Source organism: Pseudomonas sp. HD6515, from assembly GCF_024971855.1.
Classification (GTDB): domain Bacteria; phylum Pseudomonadota; class Gammaproteobacteria; order Pseudomonadales; family Pseudomonadaceae; genus Aquipseudomonas; species Aquipseudomonas alloputida.
In genome coordinates this window covers 1,706,197-1,725,741 of sequence record NZ_CP079827.1, presented here as the reverse complement: position 1 = coordinate 1,725,741, position 19,545 = coordinate 1,706,197, and the positions used below count along the sequence as shown (strand labels likewise).

The window sequence follows — 19,545 nt, the reverse complement described above, 5'->3', positions numbered from 1 at the left end:
CCTGGAATGCCCCAAGAAGCTGGACATCAATCCAACCCTTGGGGGGCAGCCGAAATACGCCACCTCCAGGAGAGAGGAGGACCTGTGGGAGCGGCCTTGTGTCGCGATAGGGCTGCGCAGCAGCCCCAGGATCAGGCAGGCAGACTAGATCTTGTCGAACAGGCTTAGCTGAGAAATGCGCGCAAACGCCAACTGCGAAGCTTCAAGCATGGCCTGCTGCAGGGTCAGCTGAATGGTGGCCGAGGCCATGTCAGTATCGCCAATGGCACTTTGTGTGCTTTGGTTGGCCAGCCCCAGGCTTTCGTTTTCCTGCGCCTGAATATCCAGCGAGTTGCCCCGCGCACCGATCGAACCACGGGTAATGTCGATACGATCCCGGGCACTGGCCAGGTTGGAAATCGCCGAGTCGGTGGCGGTTTTCAGTGCAGCCTGCGCCTCGGGTGTGTCCAGTGGCTTTTCGAGAGCGCTGCGTAGCTGGCCCAGGGTGTCCAGTACGTTCTGCGTGCGATGGGTATTGGCATTGACCGAGAACTGGTCGCCTTGCTTCGGCGCGCTGTCGAACTGGTAGGTAACGCCTGCCACCGTCACTGCGTTGCCCGCCCCTACTGTACCCGAGCCAATCGGCTTGCTTTCGGCACTGTACGGCTGCGCATACAGAGAATACTCGGTGTCGCTGGTGAAGCGGATCACCGCGCCGTTGCTTGGGAAGGTGCTACGGTAAGCTTCCGGGTCGGTGACGCTGGTGCCGGTAACCTGCGCCGTCGACGGGTTACCCGCGCTACGCGTCGCCGTGAGGGTATCGGGCTTGGCTTCGAGGGTGAACACATGGCCGGCAACGACGGCGTCAGCATCGTCACCTTCCGCCAGGTTCAGGTTGATCTCGAAGTCGACACCGCGCAGCGAGATCATCTTGCCGCCTTCGGTATTGACGTCGAACTTGCCCTTGCCGGCGGTTTCATTGGTGATGTCATTGCCGGCGGCATCCCTCACGCTGTACTCGGTGGCACTGGTGAAGGTGACAGAATACGGCTGACCAGCGGCAAACTGATTGCCGTAGGTGGTGGCCGAGGTCAACAGGCCGCCAGACAGCAATACCTTGCCGTCATCCGGCGACGGTGCTACCAGGCTCGACTGGGTGCGGCTGTTGTTGGTGGCCTGGTCGAAAATGCTGTAGCCGGTGTCGTTGGTCGCCAGGCGCAAGGTGTCGGACACCTGCAGGCTCAGCTGGGTCTGGTCGCCCTGGTAGCTGTAGGTGCCGTCGGCGTTGCGCACATAGGGCGGGGTCGACGACTTGGAGCCGCCAAACATGTAGTCGCCGTTGGCATCGCGCGAGTTCAGCAGACCGAACACGTTGGCTTCAATTTCCTTGATCTCGCTGGCGATCGAGGTACGGTCGGCATCGCTCAGGCCCCCGTTACCCGCCTGGATCGCCAGCTCGCTGGCACGCTGCAGGGCATCGTTGATGGTCGATAGCACGCTCTCTTCCTGCAGCAGGGCGTTCTTGACCGTGGTCATGTTTCCGCTGTACTGCTCCAATAAGGCGCTCTGTTGCTGCAGCACCAGCAAGCGCGCAGCGCCGACCGGGTCGTCACCGGCCGACTGGATGCGCGATTTGGAGGTGACCTGTTCGGTAATCTTGGCCAGGTTGGAGTAGTTCTGGGAGTAGCTAGTGGCGCTGGTCTCATAGAACTGAGCAGTTGAAATACGCACGGTCCGCTACTCCTTACAGGGCGTTGATCAGGGTGGAGAAGGTTTCTTGCGCCGCCTTGATGATCTGCGACGACGCTGTGTAGTAGTGCTGGAACTTCACCAGGCTGGCCGCTTCGTCATCGAGGTTGACGCCCGACACTGCGCTGCGGCTTTCGGTCGCAGACTTGAGCACTGCCTGGGTCGCCGTGGTGTCAATGGTGGCCTGGCTGGCCTTGGCCCCTACCCGCTCGACCAGAGAGGCGTAGGCCGAGGTGAAGCTGGTACCGGTGCCGGAATTGGTGCCCACGGTCGACTTGGTCTGCAGATCCAGCAGCGCGTTGGCATTGCGGTTGTCCGCCTTGCCGTCGGCATTGAACGACAGGGTAAAGCTGTCATTGGCCGCAGGGCTGCCACCGATTGTGGTCTCGACGGCAAAGGTACGCGGGTTACCGCTACCATCCAGAATCGGGTCGCCGGCCGCATCCAGCATCGGCACGGCGATGGACAACTTGTTGTCCTGCCCAGGCACCACGCTGCCGGTACCAATCTGGGTGCCCTTGGCATCGAACAGCTTGTAGCCCTGGGAGCCACCGCTGGCAGCGTCGAACACCACGCGCACCGGCATCGAATCGCGAATCGACTGCTGGATCAGCGCGGTATCGGCACCGCCGTAGATGTCCAGCGACTCGCTCAGGGTCGGCTGGGTGATGGTGCCAGTACCGCTGTTGCCACTGCCCGAGGTCGCGCTGACAGGGCCGGCGAAGGCCAGCTTGTTGGCATCGGTCAAGGTCGTGGTAATGCTCCCGGCAGCTGCACGGGTGGGGATGACCTTGAAGCTGTCGCCGGCCGCCAGGCCGCCGCCTTTCAACGCCAGGCTGAAACCATCGATCACCGGTGCCGGGTCGGTATTCAGGTCGAAGCTGCCCATGTCGGTGCCGTCCGAGCGGCGCACACTGTACTGGTTGGCGCTGGTGAACTTCACCTCGTAGTCGTAGGTGGTCAACGCACCGCTGTTGGCGATGGTGACATCCAGATTGCCAGAGCCGGCACTGTTGTTCGACGAGGCCAGGCTGCGCTGGGCAATGGCGGTGGCGCTGTTGATGCTGGAGAACAGCGAGCTGCCGAACTGGCCGTTGGCATCCAGGCCCTGCCCCAGCTGGCTATTGATGCTGTCGGCGACGACCAGGGCAACGCGACCAAGCTCGTTCATCGACGGCGTCAGCACGTCCTGGCGATAACGCAACAGGCCACCAATGGCGCCACCGGACACCACCGAGGTCACGTCCGAGCTGAACGAGTCATAGTTGATGCGCAGGGCAACCTGGCTCTTGTCGGCCACACCCGGCTCCACCGACAAGGTGTTGGCCTTGGTTCCGGTGACCAGCGATTGGCCACTGCCCAGGTACACGTCGTAGTTGCCATCACGCTCCTGCACCGTCACCCCTACCAGCTCGTTGAGCTGGCGCACGGCTTCGCTGCGCGCATCCAGCAGGCTGTTGGGGGTGTTGCCGGAGGCGCTGGCGGCGGTGATCTGCTTGTTGTACTCGGCAATGTTGGCGGTGAGCTTGTTCACCTGGCCGGCCATGGTGTCGAGCTGGGAGTTGATCGTGGCGTTCTGCTGGGTCAGCTGGGTGCTCACCGCGTTGAAACGGTTGCTGAGGGTTTGCGCCTGGGTCAGCAGCAGCTGACGCGAGGCAACGTCACCCGGTTTCGCCGCCGCAGTCTGCAGGGCCGAAAAGAAGGCGGTAAGGACCGAGCTGATGCCGGTGTCACGGTCAGCCAGCAGTTTGTCGACGCTGGTGATCTGATCCTGGAACGTCAGTGAGTCTGCCTGCAACGAGGTGGCTGTCTGCAGCTGGTTGTCCAGGTAGGAACTGTAGATGCGACGCACATCCGCCAGCGTGGTCCCGGTACCCAGGAAACCTGCGCCAATGTTATGCGAGGGCCCCGCAGCCTGAACCGTCTGCTGGCGCGAGTAGCCACTGGTCGCGGCGTTGGCGATGTTGTTACTGGTTACCGACAAGGCCGCCTGGCTGGCACTCAGGCCACTCAGGCCGATGGAAATCAGGCTCGACATGATTTAGTCCTTTTATAAGTTCGTGGTTCTGCCAGCCATGGCGTATTGCGGGGTTGACTGCATTTGCTGGGCGATGCTGATGATTTTCTTCGCATAGCCCGGGTCGGTCGCATAACCTGCTTTTTGCAGCTCTCTTGCAAACTGCTCAGGGTTATCGGCCGCATCCAGCGCACCTTGATAGCGAGCATTGCTCTGCAGCAAGGTAACGAGATCGTGGAAGCTGTCCTGGTAGGAGTCGTAGCTGCGGAACGCCGCGGTTTCCTTGACGAACTGGCCATCGCGGAATTCGCTGGTGATCGCCCGCGCCTGCTCGCCTTGCCAGCTGCCGGTGGCTTTGATGCCGAACAGGTTGTGGCTGCTGCTGCCGTCGCTGTTGCGCATCACCGACTTGCCCCAACCGGTTTCCAGCGCGGCCTGGGCCACCAGGTAGCGTGGGTCGACACCAATGCGCCGGGCGGCCTGCTCGGCCATTGGCAGCATGGTGGCGACGAAGGCGTCGCTGTCGGTGAAAGCCTTGTTCGGCGCCAGCGGTGGCTGGGCCACGGCGCGGCCGACAATGCGCAGGCCGTTGTCCGGTACGGCGAAGGCCTTGGCGACTGGCTGACCGTCACGGGCAGGCACGGCGGCGTTATTGGTGGTTTGCGCCGACGGCACGATACCGGCCAACAGGCGGTCGGTGAGTTTGCTGGGCAAGGCCAGGCGCCGCGCGTTGAGTGCAGCAACGTCATTGCGGGTAGCGGACGAGGCCATGGCATGCGCTGGCTCCGCCACCTTGTTGCCCCACAATGCCGGACCACCGCTATCAACGCGCGGGAACGGGCTGGTATTGGCCGCTGCACTGCGGCCCTTGGTCAGCTGGCGCACCAGCACGTCCTGCAGGCCGATACCGCCACCTTCGCGAGACATGCTCACGGCCAACTGCTGGTCGTACATGTCACGGTACTGCTTGACCGTTTCGGTGTTCATCGGGTTGTCGTCGGCCAGCACGTCACTGGCCTTGCGCGAGGCCTTGAGCATTTCGCTGATGAACAGCGACTCGAACTCCTGGGCCACCTTACGCACATTGGCTTCGCTGTCGCGATCGCCGTGCTTGAGGGCACTCAGACGGTTGAGGTCGGTGTAGGCGCCGCTGTCGGCACTACCGGATACCTGGCTTTTGATATTCATCCGCGCCGTCCTCAAATCACGATCAGGTCGGCCTGCAAGGCGCCGGCCTGTTTCAAGGCTTCGAGGATCGCCATCAGGTCGCCGGGCGCTGCGCCCACCTGGTTCACCGCGCGGACGATTTCATCCAGCGTGGTGCCTGGGCCGAACTTGAACATCGGCTTGGCTTCCTGCTCGGCATTGACCCGCGAGCGTGGCACCACGGCAGTCTGGCCATTGGAGAAGGCACCCGGCTGGCTGACGATCGGGTCTTCGGTGATGGTCACGGTCAGGCTGCCGTGGGTCACCGCCGCCGGCGACACCTTGACGTTCTGGCCGATGACGATGGTGCCGGTACGCGAGTTGATGATGACTTTGGCCACCGCCTGGCCCGGGTCGATTTCGAGGTTTTCGAGGATCGACAGATAATCCACGCGCTGGCTTGGGTCCATCGGCGCGCTGACCCGTACCGAACCACCATCCACGGCCTGGGCCACGCCAGGGCCGAGCAGGTCGTTGACCTTGTCCACGATGCGCTTGGCGGTCGTGAAGTCGGGGCGATTGAGGTTAAGGGTCAGGGTATTGCCCTGGTTGAAGCCGCTCGGCACCGCACGCTCGACACTGGCACCACCCGGAATACGACCGGCCGACGGCACGTTGACAGTGATCTTCGAGCCGTCACGACCTTCGGCATCAAAGCCGCCCACGACCAGGTTGCCCTGGGCAATGGCGTAGACATTGCCGTCGATACCCTTGAGCGGGGTCATCAACAGGCTGCCGCCGCGCAGGCTCTTCGAGTTACCGATCGACGACACGGTGATGTCCACCACCTGGCCCGGCTTGGCGAACGGTGGCAGGTCGGCATGCACCGACACTGCGGCAACGTTCTTCAGCTGCACGTTGCCGGAACCGGCCGGCACCTTGATGCCGAATTGCGACAGCATATTGTTGAAGGTTTGCAGGGTGAACGGCGTCTGGGTGGTCTGGTCACCCGTGCCATTGAGGCCCACCACCAGGCCGTAACCAATCAACTGGTTGGAACGTACGCCAGAGATGCTGGCAATGTCCTTCAGGCGCTCGGCCTGGGCAGCGAAGGCGCAGGACAAAAGCAGGGTTGTGGCAATCAGCTGCCTTACGTTGAACATGGTCATCCGTACTCAGAAAGGCCAAAGCGGGCTGATGAAGAAGCGGTCCAGCCACCCGGGCTGGCTGGCATCGGCGAACGAACCGGTACCGGAGTAGGTGATGCGCGCGTCGGCCACACGGGTGGACGGCACGGTGTTGTCGGTGGCGATATCGTCAGCGCGAACCATACCGGCAATGCGCACCAGCTCTTCGCCGGTGTTCAGGGTCAGCCACTTCTCGCCGCGCACGGCGATGATGCCGTTGGGCAGCACCTCGGCCACGGTGACGGTGATCGAACCGGTCAGCGTGTTGCCCTGGGTGGCTTTGCTGTCGCCCTTGGTCGCGCGATCGCCGCTATAACCGGCCTCCAGCGAAAGGTCACCGCCACCAAACGGATTATTGGTGTTGGGCGTGCTACCAAACAGCGAAGTCAGGCCAATGTCGGTCTTGCTGGTCTTGGCGATCTGCGAGCCCGCGTTCTTGCTGGCGGACGTGCGCTCATTGAGCGTGATGGTGATGATGTCACCCACCCGGAACGCCTTGCGGTCGCTGTACAGGTTCTGCTCGAAACCGGCCTGGTAGATCGAACCGTTGTTGGCCGCTGCCGGCAACGGGGTGCGCGGCAACACCGGCGCATAGTACGGGTCGTTGGGCTTGGGCGTCGGTGCGACGCAACCTGCCAGCAACACCGCCCCCCCCAGGGCGAAAACGGACAACAGACGATTCATGACACTTACCTCACGGGCGCAGCTGAGTGACAGGGCTTAGAGCTGTTGAGTAACGAACGACAGCATCTGGTCGGCCGTGGAAATGACTTTGGAGTTCATCTCATAGGCACGCTGAGTGGTGATCATGTTCACCAGCTCTTCCACGGTGCTGACGTTGGAGTTCTCCAGCGTCTGCTGCAAGGTGGTGCCAAAACCGTTCAGGCCTGGGGTACCGACCTGCGGTGCGCCACTGGCGGCGGTCTCGAGGAACAGGTTGTCGCCGATCGCCTGCAGGCCAGCCGGGTTGATGAAGTCGGCGGTCTGGATGTTGCCGATCACCTGTGCAGCCGGGTTGCCGGCGGTGGTGATCGACACGGTGCCGTCCTGGCCAACGGTGAAGGTCTGGGCGTCGTTAGGCACGACAATGGCAGGTTCCAGGGCGTAGCCGTTGGCGGTGACGATCTGGCCATCGGAGTTCAGGTGGAAGGTGCCGTCACGGGTGTACGACACGGTGCCGTCCGGCTGCAGGACCTGGAAGAAACCGCGGCCGTTGACTGCCATGTCCAACGGGTTTTCGGTGGTTTGCAGGCTGCCGGCGACGAAGCTTTTCTGGGTGCCCACAATACGCACACCGGTACCGACCTGCAGGCCCGAGGGCAGCTCGCTGTCCTGAGTCGACTGGGCGCCAGGCTGGCGCTTGATCTGGTAGAGCAGGTCTGCGAATTCGGCGCGATCACGCTTGAAGCCGGTGGTCGAGACGTTGGCCAGGTTGTTGGAAATGACCGTCAGGTTGGTGTCCTGAGCGGACAGGCCGGTTTTAGCGACCCAAAGAGCCGGAAGCATGTGAGTTCTCCTCGTGCGCCTGTTTTACGGCACCCGTTCAAAAGTGATTAGCCGATTTGCAAAACCCGAGCCATGGCTTCGTCGCCTTCCTTGGCCGTATTCATCATCTTGACGTGCAGTTCGAACTGGCGGGACAGCGCCAGCACCGAGGTCATTTCCTCGACAGCGTTGACATTGCTGCCCTCCAGGAAGCCAGCCACCACCCGCACGTTGACGTCGGCATCGGCCGGCTGGCCGGAGGCGGTATGGATCAGGCCGTCCAGGCCCTTTGTCAGGCCTTTGGTGTCCGGGTTGACCAGCTTGATGCGGTCGACCTCGGCCATCACCCGCGGGTCTTCACCCATGGAGCGGATGCTGATGGTACCGTCGGCACCCACTTCCACTTTCTGCTCCGGCGGGATGGCGATCGGGCCACCGTTGCCGATCACCGGCATGCCATTGCCGGCACGCAGCACACCGAGGGCATCGATGTTCAGGCTACCGGTACGCACATAGGCTTCGCTGCCGTCCGGCGCCTGCACGGCGATAAAGCCTTTGCCGGTCACCGCCACGTCAAGGTCGCGGCCAGTTTCGACCAACGGGCCTTCACTGAAGTCGGTGGCCGGGCGCTCGGTCATGGCGAATGCACGCGCCGGAAAGCTGTCACCGAACACCGGCATCGAGCGGGCCTGCTCCAGGTCGCGCTGAAAACCGTTGGTGGAAATGTTCGCCAGGTTGTTGGCGTGGGCCTTCTGCGCCAGCGCATTCTGGCTGGCGCCGGTCATGGCCACATAAAGCAACTTGTCCACAGTTTCTCCTCTGCGCGTAGCTGCCGCGCTGTCACTGGGCAGGTTCCAAGCAATAATTGAACCAAGTCTGAAACACCCGTTTTACGGGGCTTTCAGCGCGGCAAAGGGCAACAACCGTCAGTTTGTCGGCGGATGTTTGCCGCCTGCGGCAAAGGCTTGCTCAATGGGCGCGGCAGGCGGCGTTGTTGTAGGGGCCGGAATGGCGCACCCAGCCTTTGCCCGGGTTGTGGGCCGAACACAGGTAGCGGCCGGTGACCAGGCTTTGCCATTGATAGAACGGGGCGGGGGCGGCGGGGGCCGGCAGAACCAGCACCAGCAAGGGGAACAAGGCCAGTAACGACAGCCGCTTCATTGGCGTGAACCTTCACATTCTTGGGGCCGCGTAGCGGCCCCAATTACAAACACCACAGCCAAAACAATCATCAGGTCATCTGAATGATGGTCTGCATGATGGTGCTTTCAGTGGAAATGGTCTTGGCATTGGCCTGGTAGTTGCTCTGCGCCTTGATCAGGTTGACCAGCTCGCCGGTCAGGTCGACGTTGGAGTCTTCCAGGGCACCACCGGAAATCTGGCCGAGGGTACCGGTGTCCGGAGCGCCGACCACCGGCACGCCCGAGGCATAGGACTCTTTCCAGTTGGTACCGCCAATCGGCGTCAGGCCCTGCAGGTTGGCGAAGCTGGCAATCGCCACCTGGCCGATCACCTTGTCCTTGCCGTTGGTGAAGCTGGCAAACAGATAGCCGCTCTGGTCGATGCTCAGCCCCGACAGCTCACCGGTGGCGAAGCCATCCTGGGTTTTGGCGATTTCTGCGGACGACGCGTTGTATTGGGTGGCACCCAGCATGTCCAGCTTCACACCGTCCGCGTTGGCGATGGCGCCATTGGCCGACCACTCTCCGGCGGCATTTTTCTGTGCCGGGATCCAGTCGTTGAGCTGGAAGATCTTGTCTTCGCCAATGCTCAGGCCGCCCGCGACGTCACCCGCAGTCATTGCATCCTTGTCCAGCGTACCATCGGACTTGAACGGCACGGCGTTGACCAACGGCGTGGTGGAAGCCGGGTCAGCCGGGTTGCGCCCATCGATAGTGGTGTGCATCGACCAGGTATTGGTCGTGTCGTCCTTGATGAAATACTGATTCATCTGGTGTTCGTTACCCTGGCTGTCGAACACCGGGGTATTGAACGTGAAGTTGTACGAACTGGCGTTGGTGGGATCGAAGGGCGTCACCGAAGGGGAGGTCGCGGCCGAGTTCAGGTTGATCTTCTCAGTGATGAGGCTGGTCGGCTTCGGCGTCAGGTTGGACGTGTCGATCTGCAGGTTGGTCAGTATGCCCTGGATGATCTTGCCATCCTCGCCGACCGCATAACCCTGCAGGTTGGCACCCGAAGCATTCACCACATAACCGGCCTTGTCACTGTAGAACGCGCCCGCACGGGTGTAGATCTTCGAACCGTTGTCGTTCAGGGCAAAGAAGCCGTTGCCATCAATGGCCATGTCCAGCGCCTGGCCGGTGGCGTTGATGTTGCCTGGCGTGAACAGCTGCGAAACCGCAGCGGTCTTTACCCCGGTGCCGATCACGGTCTTGCCCGCACTGGTGCCGCGGATGGAGTTGGAGTACTGGTCGGCGAACTCGGCACGCGACGACTTGAAGCCAGTGGTGGCAACGTTGGCAATGTTGTTGCCGGTAACGTTCAGGGCCTTGTTTGCTGCATAGAGGCCGCTAAGGCCGATATTGAAAGACATGTGTAACTCCTGTCGTTTTGCTCAGGCCCTAGATGCCGATGCTTTGGATTTTGGAAAGCGCAACACTGCCCAGCCCGGCCAGGTTGAGCGTCATCTCCGAACCGTTGCTACCCATGGTCACACTGGTTACCGAGGCCGGCAGGTTGGTGGTCATGGCCGTGGCCTTGCCATCGATCGAGGCGGTGGCCTTGAAGGTGTAGGTCCCGGCGGCCGCGACTTCACCGTCATCGTTCAGGCCATCCCAGGTAAAGTCGATGCTGCCAGACTTCTGGGTACCGAGCTCGATGGTGCGCACCAGCTTATCGTCCTTGTCGTAGATCCCCACCGAGGTGGCGGTACTGGACGACGTCAGGTTGACCGAGCCCTTCATGTCCTTGCTGGTATCGACCACGGCCTTGTCGGTCTGGACAATGACATTGCGCCCGACCAGCGAGGAGGCCTGCAAGGCCTGGGAAGATTGCAGCCCGGCCGCGATGTAGGTCACTGCGTCGTTCAACGACTGCATGCTTTCCAGGCTGCTGAACTGCGCCAACTGGGCCACGAACTCGCCGTTTTCCTGCGGGTCGAGCGGGTTCTGGTTCTGCATCTGGGTGACCAGCAACTGCAGGAACGCGTCCTTGCCCAGCGCGCTGCCGGCGGCACCGGTAGAACTGTCAGTCTTGGACGTCTGCTTCTGCAGCGAGGTCAGGTATGCGCTGCCGACGTCTGTAGTGGAATTGGTGGTGGTCATGTCGGCTTCCTATCACTGCCCCAGGGTCAGCACTTTCTGCATCATGTTCTTGGCCGTGTTCATCAGTTCAGCGTTGGTCTGAAACGCGCGGCTGGCGGAGATCATGTCAGCCATCTCCTCGACCACATTGACGTTCGGGTAGTAGACGTAGCCGTCCTTGTTCGCCGCCGGGTGGTTAGGCTCGTAGCGTGCTTCCAGCGTGCTCTGGTCTTCGACGATGCCTTTTACCTGCACGCCCTGCCCTGCCTCGCCCTGGTCTTCGAACAGCGACTGGCTGCTGCCGGCCTGCGCATTCTGGAAGGTGGTGGCGAATACCGGGTGGCGGGCGCGGTACGTCTGGTCGATGCTCGAAGACACGGTCTCGGCGTTGGCGATGTTGGACGCCACGGTGTTCAGACGCGTGTTCTGTGCGCTCATGCCGCTACCGGCAATGTTGAAGACACTGGAAAGGGACATGGTCATTCTCCCCGCAGGGCGGAAACCAGCCCTTTGAATTTACTGTTGAGCAAGGTGAAGCTGGCCTGGAAGCCAATCGCGTTTTCCGTGTAGTTCGATTGCTCGATCTGCGCATCCACGGTGTTCTGGTCGATCGACGGCTGCAGCGGCGTGCGGTACTTGAGGGTATCGTCAGCCGCGATGGCGAGGCCTTCGGCTTCGATATGCCGGCTGTTGGTACGGTCCATGGCGAAGCGGCCGCCTTGCTGCCTGCTGGTCTCGGCGGCGAGCACCGAAGAAAAGTCCATGTCACGCGCCTTGTAATTGGGCGTGTCGGCGTTGGCGATATTGTTGGCCAACACCTCGGCGCGCTGAGCGCGGAAGCCCAGGGCCTTTTCGTGGATACCAAGCGCCTTGTCGAAACTGATGCTCATGTCGGGGAAACCTTCAGAGGTTGACCGGAATTTCGTTGAGCTTGGTTTAGCAAGGGCTGTGCCAACCACGAAGAAGCCCCTGTTCATGGGGCTTGGCGGAATCGTACTGTCAGACTGATGCCAGAAAAGCGGCAAAGGCCTTCCGCCTGAGGTGACAAAAGCGGCAATTGATGGGCGGCAAAAGCGGCAAAACAAAAAATTGACGTCAGTGTTTTCCTGAGCGGGCCTCTTCGCGGGTAAACCCGCTCCTACACGCGGCCTGTGCCCAACCACAGACCTATGCCCCCCCCCGATCCGTCGTAGGAACGGGTTTACCCGCGAATACGGTAGCGGCAGCAACGGTGAACGGCGGGTGAAGATTGGCCAGCAGGGCCGACCTCTTCGCGGGTAAACCCGGTCCTACGGGGAGCTTGGCAGGAACAGCGGATAGGCATACAAAAAGGCCGGCATCTCTCGATACCGGCCTTCGTGCTTACTTGGCCTGGTAGATGATCCCCGGGCTGCACTGCACCATCTGGTAATGGTCCGGCAAGCCGTTCAGCGCTTCCGAGGCGCCGAGGAACAGGTAGCCACCGGGCTTGAGGGTACTGTGAATGCGCAGCAGGATGTCCTTCTTCACCTGCGCCGAGAAATAGATCAGCACATTGCGACAAAACACGATGTCGAACTTGCCCAGACTGGCATAACTGTCGAGCAGGTTGAACGAGCGAAACTCGACACGGCTGCGAATCGCTGGCTTGACCGCCCAACGCCCCGGCCCCTTGGGGTCGAAGTAGCGCTGCAGGCGCTCCTGGGACAGGCCGCGGGCAATCGCCAGGCTATCGTATTCGCCGGTCTTGCAGTTGGTCAGCATGGTGCCGGAGAGGTCGGTGGCGACGATCTGCGCCCCCATCTTCAACTGGCCGAGGTTGCTGCGCTCGAACTCGTCGATCGCCATCGAGATGGAATACGGCTCCTGCCCCGACGAACAGGCCGCCGACCACATGCGCAGGCGCTGGCCGGGGTTGTTGCGGATGAACTCGGGGATCACCTTGTTCTTCAACACCTCGAAGGGGTAGGTGTCGCGAAACCACAGGGTCTCGTTGGTGGTCATGGCATCGACCACCTGCTCGCGCAAACCGCCGCGCGGCTGGGCCTGAATGCGCTGCACCAGCTCACCCAGGCTCTTGATGCCCTGTTGTTCCATCAGCTTGTTGAGACGGCTGGAAACCAGGTACTGCTTATTCTCGCCCAGCAGGATGCCACAGGCTTTCTCCAGGAAGACCCGGAACTGTTCGAAATCCAAATTACCCGTAGACACTACTGCCGCCTCTTTTCAATCACTGGTGCCGGGGGGCATGCCCCCGGCTGCTTCAATGCGCTGCCTTGATCCGGTCGACCACCCGCTGGGCCAGGTCGTCCGGCTTGAACTTGGCCAGGAAGTCATCGGCACCGACCTTCTTGACCATTGCCTGGTTGAACACCCCGGAAAGCGAAGTATGCAGGCAGATGTGCAATTTTTGCATGCGCGGATCGCTGCGAATCTCCGCCGTTAGCGTATATCCGTCCATTTCCGGCATTTCAATGTCCGAGATCATCATCAGGAACTCTTCTTCCGGCTTTTTGCCCTCATCCACCAGCTGACGCAGGTAGTTGAGCGCCTGACGGCCATCATTGAGCGCCACCACCTCGACCCCTACGGTCTGCAGGCAACGGCTGACCTGCTTGCGCGCCACTGACGAATCGTCAACGGTCAGCACCCGCATCAACACCGCCTTGTCCTGCACTTCGGCATCGATCACACCGGCCGATACCGACTCGGACGACGGCGACACTTCGGCCAGCACCTTCTCCACGTCGATGATCTCGACCATGCGGTTGTCCACCCGGGTGACCGCGGTGAGGTAGTGATCACGGCCAGTACCCTTGGGTGGCGGATGGATCTCTTCCCAGTTCATGTTGACGATGCGCTCCACCGAATGCACCAGGAAGCCTTGGGTCTTGGTGTTGTACTCGGTGATGATCACGAAGCTGTTGCGTGTGTCTTCCTGCAGCGGTCGCAACCCGGTGGCCATCGACAAGTCGAGGATCGGGATGGTCGACCCACGAATATTGGCAACGCCACGCACCACAGGGTGCGCCTTGGGCAGCAGGGTCAGCGCAGGGCATTGCAGTACTTCCCTGACCTTGAACACATTGATGCCGTAAAGCTGTTCGCCATTGAGGCGGAACAGCAGCAATTCCAGGCGATTCTGCCCCACCAGCTGCGTGCGCTGGTTGACCGAATCCATAACACCCGCCATGCCAGACTCCTTAACGTTTCAGCCTTTCGTTGCAACTCAGGTAGCGAGTCGGCACGGGCTTTGCTTTTTTGAGTGTCATGCACACGAAAACGACATTTTCCCGACGATTGACACGCCTGCTGACTGGCCCGCTGGCCACGCTGTGCCTGCTGATGCCCGGCGTTCGCACGGTGGCGAACGCGTTCACCTTGCCTGAACAGCTTATCGGTGTCACCCAAGGGTTTCTTGAATTCACCATTGAAGATTATCTGTCCACTACCCAGACCGCCGGCCGCTATGAAATCCAGGTCAACCCGCTGGACCCACGCCTGCGCATGCCGTTGTGCAGTCAGCAGCTGGACGCCTCACTGGAAAGCCCGGCCCAGCCGCTGGGCCGGGTGACGGTACGGGTACGTTGCAACGGCGCAGCACCGTGGACGGTATTTGTGCCGGCCACCGTGCGACTTTTCCGCGACGTGGTGGTGGTGACCCGCCCGCTCAAGCGCGACAACACGGTCGGCGAAGGTGACGTGGCCCTGCGCGAGCGCGATGTCGGCACCCTGGGCCAGGGCTTTCTGACCGAGCTGGACCAGGCGGTGGGCATGAAGATGCTGCGCCCCACGGTGATCGACCAAGTGCTCACCCCGCAACACCTGGAACAGGCCGAGGTGGTGCGCAAGGGTGACCAGGTGGTGATCATTGCCCGCAGTGGCAGCCTGAGTGTACGCATGCCGGGCGAAGCCCTGAGCAAGGGCGGCCTGAGCGAGCAGATCCGGGTACGCAACCTCAATTCAAAACGCGTGGTCAAGGCCAGGGTGACCGGCCCGGGCCAAGTCGAGGTCAGTATGTAGGCCAGCCACCAGATTGCGCTGGCAGTGAGGAACCGCTTTTCCTAAACTGTGTCAGAACACGGGTTCGCGGGCTTGCCGACAGGCGGCAATGCATTTGTGCCTAAAGTTTATATCGGGTTGGCCGAAAACAAGGCAAGCGTCCAAATACCCAGAGGTTTCTGATCATGGTCATCGACTTCAGTCGTTTGAATAACTCTCCGTCCGTCACGGGCGGCGTGCGCGGCAACACCGCGTCCGGCAGCGCCGAAAAACCGGCAGCCAGCCAGGAAGCGGTGAAAGACACCAGCGCCAGCGGAGAGGCGGTACACCTCAGCCAGGAGGCACAGCAGTTGCAGAAAATCAGCGACAAGCTGCGCGACGAGCCCGTGGTCAACAGCGCCCGTGTGGCCCAGTTGAAGCAGGCAATCGCCGACGGCAGCTACCAGGTCGATGCCGGCCGGGTCGCCAGCAAACTGCTTGATTTCGAAGCCCAGCGCTGACCGTACGGCGCGCTGACTTCACGGACGCCAGAAAAGCCAAGAGTTAGCCATGCACGACACCACCTTGCTGCAACTGATCGAAGATGACATTGCCCCGATGCAGGAACTGCTCGACCTTCTGCACAAGGAAGCAATCGCCCTGCATGGCCGCGACATGCCGCTGCTGGAGCAAATCCTGGCGCGCAAGCAGTCGTTGATCATCTTGCTCGAGCAGCACGGCCAGCGCCGCAGCCAATTGCTCGGCAGCCTGGGCCTGAGTGCCGACCGCACCGGTATGCAGGCTGTAGCCGCGCAGTCACCCCATGGTGATGTGATGCTGCAGCGGCTCGACATGTTGTCGCAACTGATGGACGAGTGCCAGCAGGTCAACCAGACCAATGGCCGGATCATCCAGGTGCAGCAACACGTCACCAACAACCAGATTCGCATCCTTCAGGGCGGCGACTCACCTTCGCTCTACGACAGCCGTGGCAGCACCTCGCCGCTGGCCAAGCCGCGCGCGCTCAGCCAAGTGTGATTTTTCTATCAAGGCACAGAACATAGTGGCAAAATGCCGTTACTTGCGTGTGTCGCTTTTGCCTGGAGAACGAAAAGCTGTGTTCAATGAATCCGATGCCCCGCAACCACCCAAGGTGTTGAGCACCCCCTTGGAGATTGCGGCCAACTTGCGGCAGCTGCAGGAAAGCCACGACCCCCTGATCATCACCTTCCATGACCGCAGCCAGCGCTTCCAGAGCTATGTGGTGCACGTGGACCGCGAAAGCAACACCCTGGCACTGGATGAGATGATCCCCCGTGACGGCGAGAAATTCATTGAGAACGGCGAGCACTTCCGTGTCGAAGGCTTCCACGATGGTGTACGCATCGCCTGGGAATGCGATAACACGCTGAAAATCAGCGAAGTCGACGGCCACCGTTGCTACAGCGGCGCCCTGCCGCAAGAGATGACCTATCACCAGCGCCGCAACGCCTTCCGCGCCGCGCTGAAGCTATCGCAGCTGGTCGACATCATCCTCGACGGCGCTCACCTCAAGGGCAACGGCGCCATGCGAGGCAAGCTGCTGGATATCTCGGCCACTGGCTGCAAACTGCGCTTTGAAGGCAATGTCGAAGACCGTTTGCAACTGGGCCAGGTGTATGAGCGTTTCAAGGCGGGCAACCCACTGGGCCTGGTGGACACCATGGTCGAGCTGCGTCATCTGCACTATGAAGAGCGCATCAACACCACCTTTGCCGGCGTACGCTTCCACAACCTGAGCGGCCAGGCTCAACGCAAGATCGAGAGTTTTGTGTACCAGCTGCAGCGTGAAGCGCGGCGGTTCGACAAGGACGATTATTGATCGTCGGTCGGTAAAACAGAAAACGCCACCTGCTGAGGTGGCGTTTTCATTTGTGTTTCTGCTGGGCTGGCCTCTTCGCGGGTACACCCGCTCCTACACCGACTTGCTGACCTCTTCAGGTTCAGGCGCCTGTTGCTGCGCGCCCTTCTCTTCATCCTCGGTATCTTCAGCCGCCACCGGCGCCTGCATCATGTCCTGCACCGTCTGCTCATCCACCCGCGGGTCCAGCGCCGCCGACAACGGCGAACCGGCCGCCGGCATCGCCACGTGGCCCAGCGGTGCGTCCTGCACCTGATGCAGGCCGGTAACCGCTTTCGGCCGAATACGCCAGACCAGCACCAGGGCAAAGAATACGAAGAACGCATACAGCATCTGCGCGCCCAGCACTTTCATCAGAACTCCTGCCGCCAGGGGGCCGACGCATGCCCCCACACCGTAGGTCACCAACAGCATCGCCGTCAGCGATACCCGGCGCTCGCTTTCCACGTGGTCATTGGAAAAGGCAACCGCCAGCGGGTACAGGCAGAACTGCAGCAGCGAGATCAGGAAGCCGATACCGAACAGCAACTCCAGCGGCACACTGGGCAGTATTGCCAATGGCGCAGCCGCCAGCGCCAGCCCGACTGCCACACTCCGAATCAGCACCGCCCGGTCATAACGGTCAGACAACCAGCCCAGCGGCCACTGCACCAGCAGGCCGGCAAAAATGCAGCTACCCATGAACAGACCGATCTGCTCGGTACTCATCCCCTGGCTTGACGCATATAAAGGCGCCAGACCGTAGAACGAGCCGACAATCAGCCCCGAGCCCAAAACCGTACTGAGCGACTGCGGCACGCGCTTGATGAAAAACTTCGGCTCCATCGGTGCCGGGCGCAAGGGCGCCGGGTGAATACGCCGGGTCATCGCCACGGGCACCAGGCACAGGGCAAAGCACATCGCCACCAGCATCAGCAGCTCAGGGCCGAGCTGCGGGTGCACCACCAGAATCAACTGGCCAAGCACCAGCCCCAGGTACGAGGCAATCATGTAGCCGCTGAACACCGCGCCCCGGTGTTTCACATCGGCCTGCTCATTGAGCCAGCTCTCGATGACCATGTATTGGCACATCATCCCCAGGCCGACGATCATGCGCAGCCCGACCCAGGCCGGCAGCCAGCTGGTCAGGCCATGACCGAGCACCGCAGCGCCGACGATACCGGCACAGGTGGCATAGGCACGTATGTGCCCTACCCGTCCGATCAGCCGGTGGCCAACCTTGCCGCCAACCGCCAGACCAAAGTAGTTGGCCGCCATCAACGCACCCACCCACAGGCTGTCGACGTGGTCGGCAGCCAGGCGCAGGGCCAGGTAGGTGCTGAGCAGGCCCGAGCCGATCAACATCATCAGCGCGGCGAAATACAACGACTGAAACGGCTTCCATACATTTCGCATACGTCCCGTGGAGCTCCCTGGTCAGGTGGCAGTTTTGGGTGCTAGCAGCATAAAGGCAAAAACCGCCTGGCGCAGGCCCCCCGACAGCTATTTGGCATTGCGGGGGCGTGCCCGGTGCAGGTTGTGTCGCGCTCAGGCCTGTGCCGCCAGGACCCGGCGCTCCCACGGCGTGATCTCGTCGAAGAAATCGCTCAGCTCAAGCGTCTTGCTGGCAATGTAGCCTTCGATGAACTCGCTGCCGAACAGTTCCCGCGCCAGCGCGCTGCGCTTGAGCCTTTCAAGGGCCGCGTGCAGCGTGCACGGCAGGCTCAGGTGCTCGGGCACTTCGAATTCGCCCTGGATGGCTGGCGATGGTTGCAAGCGCTGCTCGATGCCATGCAGCCCGGCGGCCAGGGTGGCAGCAATGGCCAGGTACGGGTTGGCATCGGCGCCAGGCAGGCGGTTCTCCACCCGTCGCGCTACCGGCGCACTGGCCGGAATGCGCAAGCCAGCAGCGCGATTGTCCTCGGACCAGCACGCATTGTTCGGCGAGGCATAGGGGTGGCACAGGCGCTGGTAGGAATTGACGTTGGGCGCGAACAGGGCGGTGAAGTCGGCCATGCACGCCTGTAACCCACCGATGAAGTGGTGGAAGGTGTCTGTCGGCAGGCCCTGCTCGTCACTGAACACGTTACGCCCGCTGCCGGCCTCGACCAGGCTCTGGTGAATGTGCATGGAACTGCCGGGCGTACGCGCCAGCGGCTTGGCCATGCAGACTACGGTCAGCCCGTGCTTGAGCGCCACTTCCTTGAGCAGGTGCTTGAACAGGAAGGTCTGGTCGGCCAACAGCAGCGGGTCGCCGTGCAGGAGGTTGATCTCGAACTGGCTGACACCCATTTCGTGCATGAAGGTGTCACGTGGCAGACCGAGCGCGGCCATGCAGTGGTACACCTCCTTGAAGAACGGGCGCAGGCCGTTGTTGGAACTGACACTGAACGCCGAATGGCCCAGCTCGCGGCGGCCATCGCTGCCTACAGGCGGCAGGAACGGTTGCTGCGGGTCTGTGTTGGGGGCAAAGACGAAGAACTCCAGCTCGGTTGCCACTACCGGCGCCAGGCCCAGTGCCGCATAGCGGGCTATCACGGCTTTTAGCTGGCCCCGGGTGGACAGTGCCGAGGGCCGGCCATCCAGCTCGTTGGCATCGCAGATGGCCAAGGCACGGCCGTCGTTGCTCCAGGGCAGGCGGTGGACCTGACTGGGTTCGGCCACCAGTGCCAGGTCGCCGTCATCACTGCCGTAGAACTTCGCCGCTGGGTAGCCACCCATGATGCACTGCAGCAGCACACCCCGGGCCATCTGCAGGCGACGGCCTTCGAGGAAGCCGTCGGCGGTCATCACCTTGCCGCGCGGGACGCCGTTGAGGTCGGGGGTGACGCATTCGATTTCATCGATGCCCTGGAGCTGAGCGGTGCTCATGAAGCTTGT

General features: G+C 61.7%; 20 protein-coding genes. 4 read left to right on the top strand and 16 right to left on the bottom strand.

The genetic code is table 11. The features are described from left to right. Positions 1–144 precede the first annotated feature (144 nt). The 14 genes from KW568_RS08075 to KW568_RS08010 form a co-directional block, all read right to left on the bottom strand. Positions 145–1,710: a flagellar hook-associated protein 3 gene (locus KW568_RS08075; protein ID WP_004575773.1), complete on the bottom strand. Its 1,566-nt coding sequence runs from the start codon at positions 1,708–1,710 to the stop codon at positions 145–147. Positions 1,711–1,723: 13 nt separating this feature from the next. Further along, a complete protein-coding gene (flgK, locus tag KW568_RS08070; RefSeq protein WP_004575772.1) occupies positions 1,724–3,766 on the bottom strand; it encodes a flagellar hook-associated protein FlgK in 2,043 nt (680 codons plus the stop codon). A 12-nt stretch (positions 3,767–3,778) separates the two neighbouring features. After that, the gene (flgJ, locus tag KW568_RS08065) at positions 3,779–4,933 is read right to left on the bottom strand and encodes a flagellar assembly peptidoglycan hydrolase FlgJ (protein WP_003254457.1); all 1,155 of its coding nucleotides are present in this window, start codon (positions 4,931–4,933) and stop codon (positions 3,779–3,781) included. Positions 4,934–4,944: 11 nt separating this feature from the next. Then, positions 4,945–6,054, bottom strand: coding sequence for a flagellar basal body P-ring protein FlgI (locus KW568_RS08060; protein ID WP_004575771.1), 1,110 nt, complete (start codon positions 6,052–6,054; stop codon positions 4,945–4,947). Positions 6,055–6,066: 12 nt separating this feature from the next. Further along, positions 6,067–6,762 carry a flagellar basal body L-ring protein FlgH gene (flgH, locus tag KW568_RS08055; RefSeq protein ID WP_003254461.1) on the bottom strand — a complete coding sequence of 232 codons (696 nt, stop codon included), beginning with the start codon at positions 6,760–6,762 and terminating at the stop codon, positions 6,067–6,069. 36 nt (positions 6,763–6,798) lie between these two features. After that, on the bottom strand, positions 6,799–7,584 hold the full coding sequence (gene flgG / locus KW568_RS08050; protein ID WP_003254462.1) for a flagellar basal-body rod protein FlgG: 786 nt from the start codon (positions 7,582–7,584) through the stop codon (positions 6,799–6,801). A gap of 47 nt (positions 7,585–7,631) precedes the next feature. Then, positions 7,632–8,372 carry a flagellar basal-body rod protein FlgF gene (gene flgF, locus KW568_RS08045; protein WP_003254463.1) on the bottom strand — a complete coding sequence of 247 codons (741 nt, stop codon included), beginning with the start codon at positions 8,370–8,372 and terminating at the stop codon, positions 7,632–7,634. A 160-nt stretch (positions 8,373–8,532) separates the two neighbouring features. Further along, the gene (locus tag KW568_RS08040; protein ID WP_003254464.1) at positions 8,533–8,724 is read right to left on the bottom strand and encodes a hypothetical protein; all 192 of its coding nucleotides are present in this window, start codon (positions 8,722–8,724) and stop codon (positions 8,533–8,535) included. Positions 8,725–8,794: 70 nt separating this feature from the next. After that, positions 8,795–10,117, bottom strand: a complete 1,323-nt coding sequence (flgE, locus tag KW568_RS08035) for a flagellar hook protein FlgE (protein ID WP_004575770.1) — start codon at positions 10,115–10,117, stop codon at positions 8,795–8,797. A gap of 28 nt (positions 10,118–10,145) precedes the next feature. Beyond that, positions 10,146–10,847 (bottom strand): flagellar hook assembly protein FlgD, encoded by a 702-nt coding sequence (flgD, locus tag KW568_RS08030; protein ID WP_004575769.1) that lies wholly within the window; start codon positions 10,845–10,847, stop codon positions 10,146–10,148. 12 nt (positions 10,848–10,859) lie between these two features. After that, complete coding sequence (flgC, locus tag KW568_RS08025) at positions 10,860–11,303, bottom strand: flagellar basal body rod protein FlgC (protein ID WP_003254469.1); 444 nt, start codon at positions 11,301–11,303, stop codon at positions 10,860–10,862. A 2-nt stretch (positions 11,304–11,305) separates the two neighbouring features. Continuing rightward, on the bottom strand, positions 11,306–11,716 hold the full coding sequence (gene flgB / locus KW568_RS08020; protein WP_003254471.1) for a flagellar basal body rod protein FlgB: 411 nt from the start codon (positions 11,714–11,716) through the stop codon (positions 11,306–11,308). Positions 11,717–12,188: 472 nt separating this feature from the next. Beyond that, positions 12,189–13,016, bottom strand: a complete 828-nt coding sequence (gene cheR / locus KW568_RS08015; protein WP_004575768.1) for a protein-glutamate O-methyltransferase CheR — start codon at positions 13,014–13,016, stop codon at positions 12,189–12,191. 52 nt (positions 13,017–13,068) lie between these two features. Continuing rightward, positions 13,069–13,998, bottom strand: coding sequence for a chemotaxis protein CheV (locus KW568_RS08010; RefSeq protein ID WP_003254476.1), 930 nt, complete (start codon positions 13,996–13,998; stop codon positions 13,069–13,071). A 77-nt stretch (positions 13,999–14,075) separates the two neighbouring features. Between KW568_RS08010 and flgA the strand changes: the two genes are divergently transcribed. The 4 genes from flgA to KW568_RS07990 all read left to right on the top strand — a co-directional run bounded on the left by flgA (position 14,076) and on the right by KW568_RS07990 (position 16,647). Then, a complete protein-coding gene (gene flgA, locus KW568_RS08005; protein WP_004575767.1) occupies positions 14,076–14,828 on the top strand; it encodes a flagellar basal body P-ring formation chaperone FlgA in 753 nt (250 codons plus the stop codon). 164 nt (positions 14,829–14,992) lie between these two features. Continuing rightward, positions 14,993–15,307, top strand: coding sequence for a flagellar biosynthesis anti-sigma factor FlgM (gene flgM / locus KW568_RS08000; protein ID WP_003254479.1), 315 nt, complete (start codon positions 14,993–14,995; stop codon positions 15,305–15,307). Positions 15,308–15,356: 49 nt separating this feature from the next. Continuing rightward, a complete protein-coding gene (locus tag KW568_RS07995) occupies positions 15,357–15,824 on the top strand; it encodes a flagella synthesis protein FlgN (protein WP_259538025.1) in 468 nt (155 codons plus the stop codon). A gap of 79 nt (positions 15,825–15,903) precedes the next feature. Further along, positions 15,904–16,647, top strand: a complete 744-nt coding sequence (locus KW568_RS07990) for a flagellar brake protein (RefSeq protein WP_004575766.1) — start codon at positions 15,904–15,906, stop codon at positions 16,645–16,647. Positions 16,648–16,740: 93 nt separating this feature from the next. Here KW568_RS07990 and KW568_RS07985 read toward each other — a convergent pair whose 3' ends face one another. Together KW568_RS07985 and KW568_RS07980 are read right to left on the bottom strand one after the other, a co-directional pair. Further along, positions 16,741–18,081, bottom strand: coding sequence for an MFS transporter (locus tag KW568_RS07985; protein WP_003254483.1), 1,341 nt, complete (start codon positions 18,079–18,081; stop codon positions 16,741–16,743). A 132-nt stretch (positions 18,082–18,213) separates the two neighbouring features. Then, complete coding sequence (locus KW568_RS07980) at positions 18,214–19,455, bottom strand: glutamine synthetase family protein (protein WP_167398638.1); 1,242 nt, start codon at positions 19,453–19,455, stop codon at positions 18,214–18,216. Positions 19,456–19,545 lie beyond the last annotated feature (90 nt).

Excerpts from the sequence above, each read along its gene's own strand:
- flgK (WP_004575772.1), bottom strand. The coding sequence starts at position 3,766 with ATGTCGAGCCTGATTTCCATCGGCCTGAGTGGCCTGAGTGCCAGCCAG.
- flgJ (WP_003254457.1), bottom strand. The coding sequence starts at position 4,933 with ATGAATATCAAAAGCCAGGTATCCGGTAGTGCCGACAGCGGCGCCTAC.
- KW568_RS08060 (WP_004575771.1), bottom strand. The coding sequence starts at position 6,054 with ATGTTCAACGTAAGGCAGCTGATTGCCACAACCCTGCTTTTGTCCTGC.
- flgH (WP_003254461.1), bottom strand. The coding sequence starts at position 6,762 with ATGAATCGTCTGTTGTCCGTTTTCGCCCTGGGGGGGGCGGTGTTGCTG.
- flgG (WP_003254462.1), bottom strand. The coding sequence starts at position 7,584 with ATGCTTCCGGCTCTTTGGGTCGCTAAAACCGGCCTGTCCGCTCAGGAC.
- KW568_RS08040 (WP_003254464.1), bottom strand. The coding sequence starts at position 8,724 with ATGAAGCGGCTGTCGTTACTGGCCTTGTTCCCCTTGCTGGTGCTGGTT.
- flgE (WP_004575770.1), bottom strand. The coding sequence starts at position 10,117 with ATGTCTTTCAATATCGGCCTTAGCGGCCTCTATGCAGCAAACAAGGCC.
- flgD (WP_004575769.1), bottom strand. The coding sequence starts at position 10,847 with ATGACCACCACCAATTCCACTACAGACGTCGGCAGCGCATACCTGACC.
- flgC (WP_003254469.1), bottom strand. The coding sequence starts at position 11,303 with ATGTCCCTTTCCAGTGTCTTCAACATTGCCGGTAGCGGCATGAGCGCA.
- flgB (WP_003254471.1), bottom strand. The coding sequence starts at position 11,716 with ATGAGCATCAGTTTCGACAAGGCGCTTGGTATCCACGAAAAGGCCCTG.
- KW568_RS08010 (WP_003254476.1), bottom strand. The coding sequence starts at position 13,998 with ATGGCGGGTGTTATGGATTCGGTCAACCAGCGCACGCAGCTGGTGGGG.
- flgA (WP_004575767.1), top strand. The coding sequence starts at position 14,076 with ATGCACACGAAAACGACATTTTCCCGACGATTGACACGCCTGCTGACT.
- flgM (WP_003254479.1), top strand. The coding sequence starts at position 14,993 with ATGGTCATCGACTTCAGTCGTTTGAATAACTCTCCGTCCGTCACGGGC.
- KW568_RS07995 (WP_259538025.1), top strand. The coding sequence starts at position 15,357 with ATGCACGACACCACCTTGCTGCAACTGATCGAAGATGACATTGCCCCG.
- KW568_RS07985 (WP_003254483.1), bottom strand. The coding sequence starts at position 18,081 with ATGCGAAATGTATGGAAGCCGTTTCAGTCGTTGTATTTCGCCGCGCTG.
- KW568_RS07980 (WP_167398638.1), bottom strand. The coding sequence starts at position 19,455 with ATGACCGCCGACGGCTTCCTCGAAGGCCGTCGCCTGCAGATGGCCCGG.